This is a genomic window from Streptomyces sp. NPDC059668, assembly GCF_042734135.1.
GTDB lineage: Bacteria > Actinomycetota > Actinomycetes > Streptomycetales > Streptomycetaceae > Streptomyces.
The window spans coordinates 116121-130258 of record NZ_JBHWEL010000002.1; the positions used below are offsets into that span (position 1 = coordinate 116121).

Genomic DNA, 14138 nt, shown 5'->3' on the forward strand with positions numbered 1-14138 from the left:
GGCCCGCCCCGCGTCCCTGAACCCAGGGCCCGGCGAGCAACGACTCCCGCACCCGGCGACGCACGCGAGGGGCCGTGCCGGTACGTCGCAGCCCGTCGCTTACGCCCGGATCGAGCAACGGCTCCCCTGCCCGGCCAACGCCTGATCCAGCGGCGACGGGCTCGACGTACCGGCACGGCCCCGCCCCCACCACCACCCGTTCAGAACCCCCGGCACGGCCCCGCCCCCGCCCGCGTCCCGAAAGCGTTGGGCTGCCCCCGTCACCGAAAGCCGGGGGACCCCTCCGCGGCTCGGTCCCGTGCCCCCGGAGCCGGGCTCGACCCGGGTCCCGGAGTGCGTGGCCGGGAGTTCAGCGGGGTGCCTGGCGCCCGGTGTGACCGTGACCCCGGCGGCGCGGGCCGTGACCGTGGCGGGCCCGGAGGGCGTTTCACGGGACGCGCTGGTCCTGCTCCCACAGCGCGTGCCAGAACGCCGTCTCGTAGGACTGGAGCAGACGGCCGTGGCGGTGGGCCCGGTCCTCGTCGACCCGGCCGGCCGCCAGCCCCTCCTGCACGGCGGCCAGCGCCCGCTGCCGCACCTCCGGCGCCGGCGCGGCGAAGTGGTCGAAGAAGCCGCAGGCCTCGTCGTCGAAGCCATAGTGGCTGCGCAGGGCCTCGGCGATCGTCGCGCAGTAGCCGCCCCAGGCCGCGAAGTTGGCGGTCAGGGCGAGCACCACCTCGGCGGGGGAACCGTTCATGGCGAGCCAGGCGATGTACGCGGGATAGCTCTGGCAGCCCGCGAGCGGCTCGTACTCCGCCGCTCGCGTCTCGTCCGCCCCGCAGGCGTCCGTACAGGCGGCCAGCCGGTCCAGGGCGAGCGCCTCCCCCTCCGCCAGCCCGGTGAAGAACGCCGCGCACTCGGGGCCGGTGTCCGGCCGTTCGGCCAGATGCAGGAACGCCCGGCGGTCCGCGGGGATCACATGACCCTGTTCCAGGGCGAGGGCCGCGAGGGTGGAGCGCTGCGCCGCGCCCCGGGCGATCAGCGGCAGCAGCCGGTTCGCATGGGGGTCCGGGGCGAGTTTCCCGGCCGTGCGTTCCAGCAGCTCCCTGGCCGTGCGCGCCATGACGTACTCCTTCGATTCGCCTGTCCGGGGGACCTCCCACCAGCATCCCACTTCGTCCCGAAATTCCCCGCAATGGAGTAGTCCGACGCGATATCCCCACGCTTCCGGGTGATCGTGGGTGGACCACCCCTTCGCATCGTGGGTGATCCATCCTTCCGCCGGGGGACGCGAGTTCCCCGGAAGGCGAAAGAAGGCGCGCTCAATGGCGACTTTGTGCAAACCCTCGGTCTCCGTCCCGGAACACGTGATCACGATGGAGGAGACGCTGGAACTGGCGAGCTCCCGCCACCCGGACCACCCCCAACTGCCGCTGGCACTGCGACTGATCGAGAACACCGGTGTCAAGACCCGGCACATCGTGCAGCCCATCGAAGAGACGCTCAAGCACCCGGGCTTCGAGGACCGCAACAAGGTCTACGAGAGTGAGGCGAAGGCCCGCGTCCCCGCGGTCGTGCAGCGTGCGCTGGACGACGCCGAGCTCCTCACCACCGACATCGACATGATCATCTACGTGTCGTGCACCGGGTTCATGATGCCCTCGCTCACGGCCTGGCTGATCAACACGATGGACTTCAACAGCGACACCCGGCAGATGCCCATAGCCCAGCTGGGCTGTGCCGCCGGCGGCGCCGCGATCAACCGGGCGCACGACTTCTGCACCGCCTACCCCGAGGGCAACGCCCTCATCGTGGCCTGCGAGTTCTGCTCGCTCTGCTACCAGCCGACCGACCTCGGCGTCGGCTCCCTGCTGTCCAACGGACTGTTCGGCGACGGCATCGCCGCGGCCGTCGTCCGGGGCCGCGGAGGCACCGGCATCAAGCTCGAACGCAACGGCTCGTACCTGATCCCCAAGACCGAAGAGTGGATCATGTACGACGTCCGGGCCACCGGTTTCCACTTCCTGCTGGACAAGCGGGTGCCGGGAACGATGGAGCCGCTCGCCCCCGCTCTCCACTCGCTCGCCCGGCAGCACGGCTGGGACGCCTCCGACCTGGACTTCTACATCATCCACGCGGGCGGCCCGCGCATCCTCGACGACCTCAGCAAGTTCCTCGAAGTCCCGCCGGACGCCTTCCGGTTCAGCCGGGCCACGCTCACCGAGTACGGCAACATCGCCAGCGCCGTCGTCCTCGACGCCGCGCGCCGGCTGTTCGACGAGGGCGGCGCCGAGCACGCCTCACGCGGACTGCTCGCGGGCTTCGGACCCGGCATCACCGCGGAGATGTCCCTGGGCCGCTGGCAGGACAACGACGGGGAGCCGGCATGAGCGGCATGACCGAGGAGACGATCACCGAGGCGGTCCCGGCCGTCCACGACTGGCCCGCCCTCGACCTGGCCGGCGTGGACTTCGACCCCGTGCTGGCCGAGCTGATGCGCGAGGGCCCGGTCACCCGGGTCAAGCTGCCCAACGGCGAGGGCTGGGCCTGGCTGGTGACCCGCCACGACGACGTGCGCATGGTCGCCAACGACCCCCGGTTCAGCCGCGAGGCGGTCATGGACCATCCGGTCACCCGCCTCGCCCCGCACTTCATCCCGGCCCGGGGAGCGGTGGGCTTCCTCGACCCGCCCGACCACACCCGGCTGCGCCGGTCGGTGGCCGCCGCCTTCACGGCGCGCGGGGTGGAGCGGGTACGCGAGAAGTCCCGGCGGACGCTCGACGAGCTCGTCGACGAGCTGCTCCAGGACGGTCCGCCCACCGACCTCACCGAGACGGTCCTCGGCCCCTTCCCCATCGCGGTCATCTGCGAGCTGATGGGTGTGCCGGCCATCGACCAGCAGAGCATGCACACCTGGACCCAGTTGATCCTGTCCTCCGCGCACGGCGCGGAGGTCAGCGAGAAGGCCAGGAACGAGATGGGCGCCTACTTCTCGAAGCTCATCGGCGACCGCGGGGGCAGTACCGACGAGGACGTCACCTCACTGCTCGGCGCGGCCGTGGGCCAGGGCGAGATCACTCTGGAGGAGGCCGTCGGTCTCGCCGTCCTCCTCCAGATCGGCGGCGAGGCGGTCACCAACAACTGCGGGCAGTTGTTCTTCCTCCTCCTGACCCGCCCGGACCTGGCCGAACGGCTGCGGGCCGAGCCCGGCATCCGCCCGCGGGCCATCGATGAACTGCTGCGGTACATCCCGCACCGCAGCGCGGTCGGCCTCTCCCGCATCGCGACCGAGGACGTGGACATCAAGGGCGTGCGGATCCGGGCGGGCGAGGCGATCTACGTGTCGTACCTGGCCGCGAACCGCGACCCGGAGGTCTTCTCCGACCCGGAGACCATCGACCTCTCCCGCAGTCCCAACCCGCACGTCGCGTTCGGCTTCGGCCCGCACTACTGCCCGGGCGGAATGCTGGCGAGGCTGGAGTCGGAGCTCCTGGTCGACGCGCTCCTCGACCGGATGCCGGGCCTGCGGCTCGCCGTCGCGCCGGAACAGGTCCCGTTCAGAAAGGGAGCACTGATCCGCGGCCCCGAGGCCCTGCCCGTCAGGTGGTGAGCGGACGATGACCGCGCCCGAAGGGCTCCTCGTACCGCCGGGTCACGGCCGGGTGGTACGGACGCCCGCCCAGCACGTGACGTTCAAGGTGACCGGCTCGCACTCCCGAATGGCCTCCACCTTCGAGGTGTTGGTGCCGCCCGGGTTCGACGTGGGCGCGCATGTGCACACGCGCAGCGAGGAACTGTTCTACGTGCTCGAAGGCGAACTGGACGTGCTCGCCTTCGAACCCCGGATCCGCACCCCCGACAACTGGCAGAAGTGGGAGTCGAGTTCGGGCAGCCGGGTGGTCCGGGCGACACCCGGCACGGTCATCGTCGTCCCGCCGGGCTGCCCGCACGCCTTCTCCAACCCCACCGAGACACCGGCGAAGATGTTCTTCCAGGCGTCACCGCCACCGGACCACGAGCGCTACTTCGAGGAACTGCTGGAGATCCTGGGCACGGGCGGCCCACCGGATCACGCGGCGATCGAGGAACTGCGCAAGCGGTACGACATCGAGCAACTCACCCCTCTGAAGCACCGGTGAGGACGGCGCCCCGGTCTCAGGGACGCGGGGAACCGCGCTCAGGGACGCGGGGAACCGCGCGACCGGCAGCACCGGACCCGCGCCCCCGCGTCGCACGGCTACCGGATCGGCATCCCGGAGAGCGTCCGGGCGATCACCAGCCGCTGGATCTCGCTCGTGCCCTCGAAGATCGTGTAGATGGCGGCGTCCCGGTGCATCCGCTCCACCGGGTACTCACGGGTGTAGCCGTTGCCGCCCAGGATCTGGATCGCCTGTCCGGTGACCTTCTTGGCCGTCTCACTGGCGAACAGCTTGGACATCGACCCCTCGGCCGCCGTGAACGGCCTGCCGTTGACCGCCATCCACGAAGCGCGCCACACCAGCAGACGCGCCGCGTCGATGGAGGTACGCATGTCGGCGAGCTGGAACGCGACACCCTGGTTGTCGATGATCGGCCGCCCGAACTGCTCACGGGTCGTCGCATAGTCGAGGGCGACCTCGTACGCGGCACGGGCGGTGCCCACCGCCATCGCGCCGACGGCCGGACGGGACGCCTCGAACGTGGCCATCGCGGCGTTCTTCACGCGCTCACCGCCGCCCGCCCTGGCCCGCTCACGGGCACGGGCGAGGCGCTCGTCCAGCTTCTCCTTGCCGCCGAGCAGGCAGGAGCCGGGGACACGGACGTCCTCCAGGACGACCTCGGCGGTGTGTGAGGCGCGGATACCGTGCTTCTTGAACTTCTGGCCCTGCGAGAGGCCGGGGGTGTCCGGCGGCACGATGAAGGAGGCGTGGCCCTTGGAGCCGAGGTCCGCGTCGACGACCGCGACGACGACGTGGACGTTGGCGATGCCGCCGTTGGTCGCCCAGGTCTTGGTGCCGTTGAGGACCCATTCGTCCTTGGCCTCGTCGTACACCGCCCGGGTGCGCATGGAGGCGACGTCGGAGCCCGCGTCGGGCTCGGACGAGCAGAAGGCCGCGACCTTGACATCGTTGGCATCGCCGTACATCTGGGGGATCCAGGTACCGATCTGCTCCTCGGTGCCGTTGGCGAGGACGCCCACGGCGGCGAGGCCGGTGCCGACGATGGAGAGGGCTATGCCCGCGTCGCCCCAGAACAGTTCCTCCATGGCCATCGGTATGCCGAGGCCGGTGGCGTCGAAGTACTGCTGGGCGTAGAAGTCGAGGGAATAGATGCCGACCTTCGCGGCTTCTTGGATGACCGGCCAGGGAGTCTCCTCGCGCTCGTCCCACTCGGCGGCCGCGGGACGGATGACATCGGCGGCGAACCCGTGGAGCCAGTCGCGGACCTCCTTCTGTTCGTCGTTGAGCTCCATGGTGAACTCGGCCATGTCCCCTCCAGCGGTGCACTAAAATGTTACTTGCGGTAACTGGAGTCTGTTACTGACCAGTAGAGAAAGTCAACTCCCGAAGCCCCCTCGGCAGCCCGTTCGATGTGCATGGGCTGATGAGTGTTAGTTTGCGCAGGCGTCACCGAATCACCATGGGTGGGGAGAGATCATGGACACCACACAGCGGACCGATCAGCAGAGGTCCGCCGACCGCCGCCGGCGAGAGCTGCTGGAGGCCGCGGACAGAGTGGTGCTCCGCGACGGCCCCGGCGCCTCGATGAACGCCATCGCCGCCGAGGCCGGCATCACCAAGCCCATCCTGTACCGGCACTTCGGCGACAAGGGCGGTCTCTACGCCGCGCTCGCCAAACGGCACACGGACGCCCTCCTCGGAGCGCTGCGGGCCGCGCTGGACGCGCCCGCCGAGCGCCGCGAGCGGGTGGAGGCGACCCTCGACACGTATCTGGCGGCCATCGAGGCACGCCCCCAGGTCTACCGCTTCCTGATGCACCCCTCCGAAGGCGGACAGCCCGGAGACCCGGGCTTCGACGTGGGCAAGCACTCCGCGCCGCTGCTGCGGCGCATGGGCGAGGAACTGGCCGAGGTCATCGAGGAACGAGTGGATCTCGGCCCGGGCAGTCAGCAGTTGGCCCGGGTGTGGGGCCACGGGATCGTCGGCATGATGCATGCGGCCGGGGACTGGTGGCTGGGCGAGCGGCCTTGCACGCGCGCCGAGTTGGTGCGGAGCCTGGCCGATCTGCTGTGGGGCCGGCTGGCCGCCGCCGGGGACCGGGTCGGGGGTCCCGGGTTCTGAGGTCCGTCCCCCGGCCGCGGGCCGGATTCGGCTGACCACGTGGCTCCCCGGGCCCCTGAGCGGCACCGGTCGGGCCCCTCTGCACGGGCACGGGAGAACCGCGCGAGGGGAACCGCGCGAGCGGCCACCCCGCTCCGCGGCCGGCCGACCCTGATCACCTTGCCCAGGACGCCCGTGCCGCCTGCCGCAGCACGCGGTGCCGGCGCCACCCGCTGAGCCGGTCCACGTACAGACCGCCCTCCAGGTGGTCGTGCTCGTGCTGGAGACAGCGGGCGAACCACCCCGTGCCGTGCACGCGCACCGGTTCCCCGTCCGCGGTGAAACCCTCGACGACGGCGTGGTCGTACCGTTCCGTGCCCGCCTCCAGGCCCGGCAGCGAGAGACAGCCCTCAGGACCGCGCAGGACCACACCGTCCGCCTCGACGAGACGTGGGTTCACCACATGTCCCAGATGACGGACCTCGTCGTCGTCCGGGCAGTCGTACACGAACACCCGCAGGGCCGCGCCGACCTGGTTCGCGGCGAGGCCGACGCCCCGTGCCGCGTACATCGTCGCGAACATGTCCTCGACGAGCCGCGCGAGTTCGGGACCGAAGTCGGTGACCTCCTCGCAGGCCGCGCGCAGGACGGGGTCGCCGAGCAGGGTCACCGGGCGGACGCGCCCTCGGGAGCCGGGGATGGAGCCGTGTCGCATGGCGGCAAGGGTACGGTCCTTACTGGCGCGCGAACGTCGCGCGGGCACCGTCGTGGTGCCGCGATTCGGGCACGTGAGTGGATCTCGATAGGCTGAGGCCCACACGGTGCCGGGGGCAGAGGCGCGGCGCGTACGCAAGGAGGATCGAGAAACGATGTCAGGCAACTCGGACCCGCTGACGCCGCGGGCCAAGCTGGCCGTGACGGCGGGCAAGGCGGCGGCGGCCGTCTCGCGGGCCGCCGGACGCGGCAGCGGATCGGTGATCGGCGGCCGGGTGGCACTCAAGCTCGACCCCGACCTGCTGGCCAGGCTCGCCACACACCTGGACGTGATCCTGGTGTCGGCGACCAACGGCAAGACCACGACCACCCGGCTGATCGCGGAGGCGCTCGGCGCCGCGGGCCCGGTCGTGTCCAACGCGCTCGGCGCCAACATGCCCGCGGGCATCACCTCGGCGCTGGCCGGCGGCTCGGACGCCAAGTTCGCGGTCATCGAGGTCGACGAGAAGTACCTCTCCGGTGTGGCGCGCGACACCGACCCGAAGTGCATCGCGCTGCTCAACCTCTCCCGCGACCAGCTCGACCGGGCCGCCGAGACCCGGATGATGGCCGAGCACTGGCGTGAGGGTCTTGCCGGTTCCAAGGCCGTCGTGGTCGCCAACGCCGACGACCCGCTGGTCGTGTGGGCCGCGTCCTCCTCGCCGAACGTCATGTGGGTGGCGGCCGGTCAGATGTGGAAGGACGACGCCTGGTCCTGCCCGTCCTGCGGCGGTGTGATGCAGCGCCCCGGCGACGACTGGTTCTGCGGCGACTGCGGGTTCCGCCGTCCGACGCCGACCTGGGCGCTCTCCGGCGACCACGTCCTCGACCCGCACGGCTCCGCCTGGCCGATCCACCTCCAGCTGCCCGGCCGCGCCAACAAGGCGAACGCCGCCTCGTCGGCCGCCGTCGCCGCCGTCTTCGGAGTGCCCCCGCAGGTCGCCCTGGAGCGCATGTACCAGGTGCAGGCGGTGGCCGGACGCTACGACGTGGTGCAGTTCATGCAGCGCGACCTGCGTCTGCTGCTGGCCAAGAACCCCGCCGGCTGGCTGGAGACGTTCTCCCTGATCGACCCGCCGCCCACCCCGGTCATCCTGTCCGTGAACGCGCGGGGCGCCGACGGCACCGACACCTCCTGGCTGTGGGACGTCGACTACACCCGGCTGACCGGGCACCCGATCTTCGTCCTCGGTGACCGAAAGCTCGACCTCGCGGTGCGCCTCGAGGTCGCGAACCAGTCCTTCCAGGTCTGCGAGACCCTCGACCAGGCCGTGCAGCTCGCACCGCCCGGCCGTATCGAGGTCATCGCGAACTACACCGCGTTCCAGGATTTGAGGCGTCGTGTCGGCAACTGAGCCACGGAGGACGAAGAGAATGAGTGACAACAGCCTGCGTCTGGTGTGGATCTACCCGGACCTGCTGAGCACCTACGGCGACCAGGGCAACGCGCTCGTCGTGGAGCGCCGGGCCCGCCAGCGCGGACTCGACGTCGCCCGCCTCGACGTGCGCAGCGACCAGCCGATCCCCACCTCCGGTGACATCTACCTGATCGGTGGCGGCGAGGACCGGCCGCAGCGGCTCGCCGCGGAGCGGCTGCGCCGCGACGGAGGCCTGCACCGCGCGGTCGGCAACGGCGCGATCGTCTTCTCGGTGTGCGCCGGCTACCAGATCCTCGGCCACGAGTTCATCAACGACCTCGGGCAGCGCGAGCCGGGCCTCGGCCTGCTCGACGTGGTCTCGACGCGCGGCGAGGGCGAGCGGTGCGTGGGTGACGTGCTCGGGGACATCGACCCGCGCCTGGGCCTGCCGCAGCTGACCGGTTTCGAGAACCACCAGGGCGTCACCCACCTCGGCCCCACCGCGCGCCCGTTCGCGCAGGTGCGGCTCGGCAAGGGCAACGGCACCGGCGACGGCACCGAGGGCGCGTACAACGACACGGTCTTCGGTACGTACATGCACGGGCCCGTGCTCGCCCGTAACCCGCAGATCGCCGACCTGCTGCTGAAGCTGGCGCTCGACGTGAACGCGCTGCCGCCGATCGACGACCGCTGGTACGAGGCGCTCCGCGGCGAGCGCATCGCCTCCGCGCAGCAGCCGGCCTGAGCCGGCACGCCGCCACCGGCCCGCCACCACCCGGACGCGCCACGGCGTGACCGGCGCACCGGCGGCGGTCCGGCGGACCCGGCACGACGTACACAGGGGCGGGGCGGGAGGGGGACGGACCCGCGCCCCCGCTGGGGTGTGCGAGCGGGGGCGCTCACACCCCCCCGACGCCGGGGGCCGGCGCCCGCGGGGGGGGGGCCGGCCCCCCCCCCCCCTCCTACCCCGCGCGCGTCTCCCCCCACCCCCCCCCCCCCCCCAAGGTGTGTACGGCACGGTGGACACAAGAGCCCGCCTGACAGCCGGTCCGCTCACTTGTGCGGGCGAGTCCACCAGGCGGACGCCCGCTACGGCACGACCCCGTCCCGCCGGTAGGGTGATCGGGATTCCAGCCGGACAACGTGGTCCGGTCCCCGGCCCACGTTGAGAAGGTATTCCGGGCTATGCGCATTGGTGTCCTCACGTCCGGCGGCGACTGCCCCGGCCTGAACGCCGTCATCCGGTCCGTCGTGCACCGCGCCGTCGTCGACCACGGCGACGAGGTCATCGGCTTCCGGGACGGCTGGAAAGGGCTTCTGGAGTGCGACTACCTGAAGCTCGACCTCGACGCGGTGAGCGGCATCCTGGCCCGCGGCGGCACGATGCTCGGCTCCTCCCGGGTCCAGCCCGCGCATCTGCGTGACGGCGTGGAGCGGGCCAGGGGGCATGTCGAGGAGCTCGGCCTCGACGTGGTCATCCCGATCGGCGGCGAGGGGACCCTGAAGGCGGCCCGGCTGCTCTCGGACGGCGGTCTGCCGATCGTCGGCGTACCGAAGACCATCGACAACGACATCGCCGTCACGGACGTGACCTTCGGCTTCGACACGGCCGTCGGCGTCGCGACCGAGGCCCTGGACCGGCTGAAGACCACCGCCGAGTCCCACCAGCGGGTGCTGATCGTGGAGGTCATGGGCCGCCACACCGGCTGGATCGCGCTGCACTCCGGCATGGCGGCCGGCGCCCACGCCATCGTCGTACCGGAGCGCCCCTTCGACATCGAGGAGCTGGCCGCCAAGGTGGGCGAGCGCTTCGAGGCGGGCAAGCGGTTCGCCATCGTCGTGGCCGCGGAGGGCGCCAAGCCGCGCGCGGGCACGATGGCGTTCGACGAGGGCGTGAAGGACGTCTACGGGCACGAGCGGTTCGCCGGCATCGCCCGGCAGCTCTCCCTCGAACTGGAGGAGCGCCTCGGCAAGGAGGCCCGTCCGGTGATCCTCGGGCACGTCCAGCGCGGCGGCACACCGACCGCCTACGACCGGGTGCTCGCGACGCGCTTCGGCTGGCACGCCGTGGAGGCGGCGCACCGGGGCGAGTTCGGCATGATGACCGCGCTGCGCGGGACCGACATCGTGATGGTGTCCCTCGCGGAGGCGGTGGAGACGCTGAAGACGGTGCCCGAGGAGCGGTACGCCGAAGCGGAGTGCGTGCTCTGAGCCCCTGACGCGGCCCTCCCGCCGCGGGTTCGTGACGGCCTGTCCTCCGGTTCCCCGCGCCCCCCGCCGGGGCACGGGTGCCCACCCCGGTCATTGCGGCGACCGGGGCCGGTTCTACTCTGGTCCGGACAGACAGCGCACAACCCGTACTAATCAGGAGCCGGCGGATGGAACACAGCGGGCACGGCATGACCATGGATCTGCCGCCGTTCACGCTGGGGAGGGGGCTCGGATGGTCGGCGGACTCCTTCTTCCTCGTCGCCTGTCTGGTGGGCCTCGGGCTGTACGGCTGGGGGGTCGTGCGGCTCGCCCGGCGCGGTGACAAGTGGTCGGCGGGACGGACCGTCTCCTTCGTCGTCGGTGTGCTGACCGTGATGCTGATGATGTGCACCAGGCTGAACGACTACGGCATGGTCATGTTCAGCGTGCACATGGTGCAGCACATGGTGATCAGCATGCTGTCGCCCATCCTGATCCTGCTCGGGGCACCGATCACGCTCGCGCTGCGGGCCCTTCCGGTGGCGGCCAGGCGGGGCACCAAGGGGCCGCGTGAACTGCTGCTGATGTTCCTGCACAGCCGGTACATGCGGATCATCACGCACCCCGCGTTCACGATTCCGCTGTTCATCGCGAGCCTGTACGGCCTGTACTTCTCCCCCGTCTTCGACTTCCTGATGGGGTCGAGGACCGGGCACACCCTGATGATGTGCCACTTCCTCGCCGTCGGCCTGGTCTTCTTCTGGCCGATCATGGGCGTGGACCCCGGACCGCACCGGCCGGGCTATCTCATGCGGATGCTGGAACTGTTCGCCGGTATGCCGTTCCACGCGTTCTTCGGCATCGCGCTGATGATGGCGTCCACGCCGATGGTCGACACGTACAAGAACCCGCCCGCCTCGCTCGCCGTCGACGCGCTCACCGACCAGAACGCGGCGGGCGGCATCGCCTGGGCGTTCAGCGAGATCCCCTCCGTCCTGGTGCTGCTCGCGCTGCTCTTCCAGTGGTACGGCTCCGAGCAGCGGCAGGCCCGCCGTACGGACCGGGCGGCGGACCGCGACGGCGACAAGGAACTCGAGGCGTACAACGCCTATCTGGCCTCGCTCAACGCCCGCAGCAGCTGAATCACCTCCCGACCGCCGGACCAGCCCTGGCGAACCTTCTCCCGCCGGGTGAAAATGGCCCATGGCCACGGCCCGCGTCGCGGACCCGCGGGAGAAGGGTGTGCTGCGATGCCCGGTTCGACGAAGACCATGGGGGTGCTCACCGTCGGTGGGCTCGTCGTCGTGACGGCCTATACGGTCGCGCTCGGCAGCAACGGCTGGCTGTGGTTCGGCTGGGTGGTGCTCGGCCTGATCACGATCGCGATGGTCGCCGCGCGCGGAGCGTGACGGGGGCCGCGCTCACTGCCGCGGCAGCCGTCCCGCCGAGTGCACGCCCGGCTGGTACTTGGGCAGCCGGGCGGTGATCCGCATGCCCGCACCCACGGCCGTCTCGATGACGAGGCCGTAGTCGTCCCCGTAGACCTGGCGGAGCCGGTCGTCGACGTTGGACAGACCGATGCCGTCCGAGGGGCTGACCTCGCCGGTGAGGATGCGGCGCAGCCGTTCGGGGTCCATTCCGGCGCCGTTGTCCTCGATGACGACCAGCGCCTCGGCGCCCGCGTCCTGCGCGGTGATGCTGATGTGGCTCTTTCTCGACTTGTCGGTCTTGCCCTCCAGGCCGTGTTTGACGGCGTTCTCCACCAGGGGCTGGAGACAGAGGAAGGGCAGCGCGACCGGCAGCACCTCGGGCGCGATCTGGAGGGTGACCGAGAGCCGGTCCCCGAAGCGGGCCCGCACCAGCGCCAGATAGTGGTCGATGGCGTGCAGTTCGTCGGCGAGGGTGGTGAAGTCGCCGTGCCTGCGGAACGAGTAGCGGGTGAAGTCGGCGAACTCCAGCAGCAGTTCGCGGGCGCGCTCCGGGTCGGTGCGGACGAACGAGGCGATCACCGCGAGCGAGTTGAAGATGAAGTGCGGGGAGATCTGGGCGCGCAGGGCCTTGATCTCGGCCTCGATCAGGCGGGTACGGGACCGGTCGAGGTCGGCGAGCTCCAGTTGCACCGAGACCCAGCGGGCGACCTCGCCCGCCGCCCGGACCAGCACGGCGGACTCGCGGGGCGCGCAGGCCACGAGCGCGCCGTGCACCCGGTCGTCGACCGTGAGCGGCGCGACCACGGCCCAGCGCAGTGCGCAGTCCGGCTCCTCGCACCGGAGCCGGAAGGCCTCACCGCGGCCGGTCTCCAGCGGACCGCCCAGCCGGTCCATGATCTCGGTGCGGTGGTGCTCCCCTGCACCGTCCCAGGCCAGCACGGTGTCCTGGTCGGTGAGGCAGAGCGCGTCGGTGCCGAGCAGGGTGCGCAGCCGCCGCGCGGAGCGGCCGGCGGTCTCGCCGGTCAGGCCCGCGCGCAGCGGCGGTGCGGCGAGCGAGGCGGTGTGCAGGGTCTCGAAGGTGGCGTGCTCGACGGGGGTGCCGAGGCCGCCGAGGTTCTCGGGCCGCGCGGTCCGCCGGCCGAGCCAGAACCCGGCGGCGAGCAGCGGGAGCACGGCCACGCACAGCCCGGCCAGGAATCCGCTCACGCCTCGGCCTCCTTCGTGTGCGCGGCCGCGCGCACCTGGCCGTCGGACAGTTCCTCGGGGAGGTGGAAGCGGGCCAGGATCGCCGCCGTGCCGTGCGGTACCCGGCCGGGTGTCGCCAGCGACACCAGGATCATGGTGAGGAATCCGAGGGGGACCGACCAGAGCGCGGGCCAGGCGAGCAGCGCGTGCGGCACGCCGGAGCGGGGGTAGCCCGCCATGGTCGCGGCGACCGCCACGAAGGCCGCCCCGCCGCCCACCAGCATGCCGGCGGCCGCGCCCTGCGGGGTCAGCCGCCGCCACCAGATGCCGAGGACGAGCAGGGGGCAGAAGGACGAGGCGGACACGGCGAAGGCGAGTCCCACGGCGTCGGCGACCGGCAGTCCGCCCACGATCACGCTGGCGGCGAGCGGCACCACCATGGAGAGCACCGTGCCGAGCCTGAAGTGGCGGACCCCGCGCGAGGGCAGCACGTCCTGGGTGAGGACCCCGGCCACCGCCATGGTCAGTCCGGACGCGGTGGACAGGAACGCCGCGAAGGCGCCGCCGGCCACCAGCGCGCCCAGGAGGTCCGCTCCGAGTCCGCCGATCACCCGGTCGGGAAGCAGCAGGACGGCGGCGTCCGCGTTCCCGGTGAGGCTGAGTTCGGGGGCGTACAGCCGGCCCAGCGCCCCGTAGACGGGCGGCAGGAGGTAGAAGGCGCCGATCAGTCCGAGAACGGCGACGGTGGTGCGGCGGGCGGCGACCCCGTGCGGGCTGGTGTAGAAGCGGACGACCACGTGCGGGAGTCCCATGGTGCCGAGGAAGGTGGCGAGGATCAGTCCGTAGGTGGCGTAGAGCGGGCGTGGCGCGCCGCCGCGGCCCGCGCCGGGGCGCGACGCCCCCGCCGCCCCCCCGGCCGGGCCCGCCGCGCGCGGGCCGCCCCGGCGCGTCTGCCGCGGGGCCCGGCCGGGGGCGCGGGGGGC

General features: G+C 71.7%; 13 protein-coding genes and 1 pseudogene. 9 read left to right on the top strand and 5 right to left on the bottom strand.

The annotated features are described in order from the left end of the window. Positions 1–427 precede the first annotated feature (427 nt). Positions 428–1102, bottom strand: a complete 675-nt coding sequence (locus ACFV2J_RS02965; RefSeq protein WP_385437101.1) for a transcriptional regulator — start codon at positions 1100–1102, stop codon at positions 428–430. Between the two features lie 145 nt (positions 1103–1247). Between ACFV2J_RS02965 and ACFV2J_RS02970 the strand changes: the two genes are divergently transcribed. Genes ACFV2J_RS02970 through ACFV2J_RS02980 form a run of 3 tightly spaced genes read left to right on the top strand, consistent with a single transcriptional unit; the run spans position 1248 to position 4118 of the window. Next, positions 1248–2369, top strand: a complete 1122-nt coding sequence (locus ACFV2J_RS02970) for a type III polyketide synthase (RefSeq protein ID WP_385094427.1) — start codon at positions 1248–1250, stop codon at positions 2367–2369. Positions 2370–2374: 5 nt separating this feature from the next. Beyond that, entirely contained in the window at positions 2375–3589 is a 1215-nt protein-coding gene (locus tag ACFV2J_RS02975) for a cytochrome P450 (protein ID WP_385094423.1), read from the top strand. A 7-nt stretch (positions 3590–3596) separates the two neighbouring features. Continuing rightward, positions 3597–4118 carry a cupin domain-containing protein gene (locus ACFV2J_RS02980; RefSeq protein ID WP_385094420.1) on the top strand — a complete coding sequence of 174 codons (522 nt, stop codon included), beginning with the start codon at positions 3597–3599 and terminating at the stop codon, positions 4116–4118. 98 nt (positions 4119–4216) lie between these two features. On the opposite strand, the gene ACFV2J_RS02985 is transcribed toward ACFV2J_RS02980, so the two are convergent. Beyond that, complete coding sequence (locus ACFV2J_RS02985) at positions 4217–5446, bottom strand: acyl-CoA dehydrogenase family protein (RefSeq protein WP_385094417.1); 1230 nt, start codon at positions 5444–5446, stop codon at positions 4217–4219. Positions 5447–5615: 169 nt separating this feature from the next. On the opposite strand from ACFV2J_RS02985, the gene ACFV2J_RS02990 reads away from it, so the two are divergent. Beyond that, positions 5616–6260, top strand: coding sequence for a TetR family transcriptional regulator (locus tag ACFV2J_RS02990; RefSeq protein ID WP_148008033.1), 645 nt, complete (start codon positions 5616–5618; stop codon positions 6258–6260). Between the two features lie 154 nt (positions 6261–6414). Here ACFV2J_RS02990 and def read toward each other — a convergent pair whose 3' ends face one another. Next, positions 6415–6954: a peptide deformylase gene (def, locus tag ACFV2J_RS02995; RefSeq protein WP_385094414.1), complete on the bottom strand. Its 540-nt coding sequence runs from the start codon at positions 6952–6954 to the stop codon at positions 6415–6417. A 154-nt stretch (positions 6955–7108) separates the two neighbouring features. On the opposite strand from def, the gene ACFV2J_RS03000 reads away from it, so the two are divergent. The 5 genes from ACFV2J_RS03000 to ACFV2J_RS03020 all read left to right on the top strand — a co-directional run bounded on the left by ACFV2J_RS03000 (position 7109) and on the right by ACFV2J_RS03020 (position 11949). Next, on the top strand, positions 7109–8347 hold the full coding sequence (locus tag ACFV2J_RS03000; protein ID WP_168526967.1) for a MurT ligase domain-containing protein: 1239 nt from the start codon (positions 7109–7111) through the stop codon (positions 8345–8347). A 19-nt stretch (positions 8348–8366) separates the two neighbouring features. Next, positions 8367–9095 carry a type 1 glutamine amidotransferase gene (locus ACFV2J_RS03005; protein WP_153291896.1) on the top strand — a complete coding sequence of 243 codons (729 nt, stop codon included), beginning with the start codon at positions 8367–8369 and terminating at the stop codon, positions 9093–9095. A 440-nt stretch (positions 9096–9535) separates the two neighbouring features. After that, a complete protein-coding gene (locus ACFV2J_RS03010; protein ID WP_385096079.1) occupies positions 9536–10561 on the top strand; it encodes a 6-phosphofructokinase in 1026 nt (341 codons plus the stop codon). 167 nt (positions 10562–10728) lie between these two features. Beyond that, positions 10729–11682, top strand: a complete 954-nt coding sequence (locus tag ACFV2J_RS03015; protein WP_385096082.1) for a cytochrome c oxidase assembly protein — start codon at positions 10729–10731, stop codon at positions 11680–11682. 108 nt (positions 11683–11790) lie between these two features. Next, a complete protein-coding gene (locus ACFV2J_RS03020) occupies positions 11791–11949 on the top strand; it encodes a hypothetical protein (RefSeq protein WP_153291893.1) in 159 nt (52 codons plus the stop codon). 12 nt (positions 11950–11961) lie between these two features. Here ACFV2J_RS03020 and ACFV2J_RS03025 read toward each other — a convergent pair whose 3' ends face one another. Together ACFV2J_RS03025 and ACFV2J_RS03030 are read right to left on the bottom strand one after the other, a co-directional pair. After that, a complete protein-coding gene (locus ACFV2J_RS03025; protein WP_385096085.1) occupies positions 11962–13176 on the bottom strand; it encodes a sensor histidine kinase in 1215 nt (404 codons plus the stop codon). After that, positions 13173–14138, bottom strand: a pseudogene (locus ACFV2J_RS03030) (cation acetate symporter); the annotation flags it as partial. The pseudogene ACFV2J_RS03030 and the gene ACFV2J_RS03025, both read right to left, overlap by 4 nt.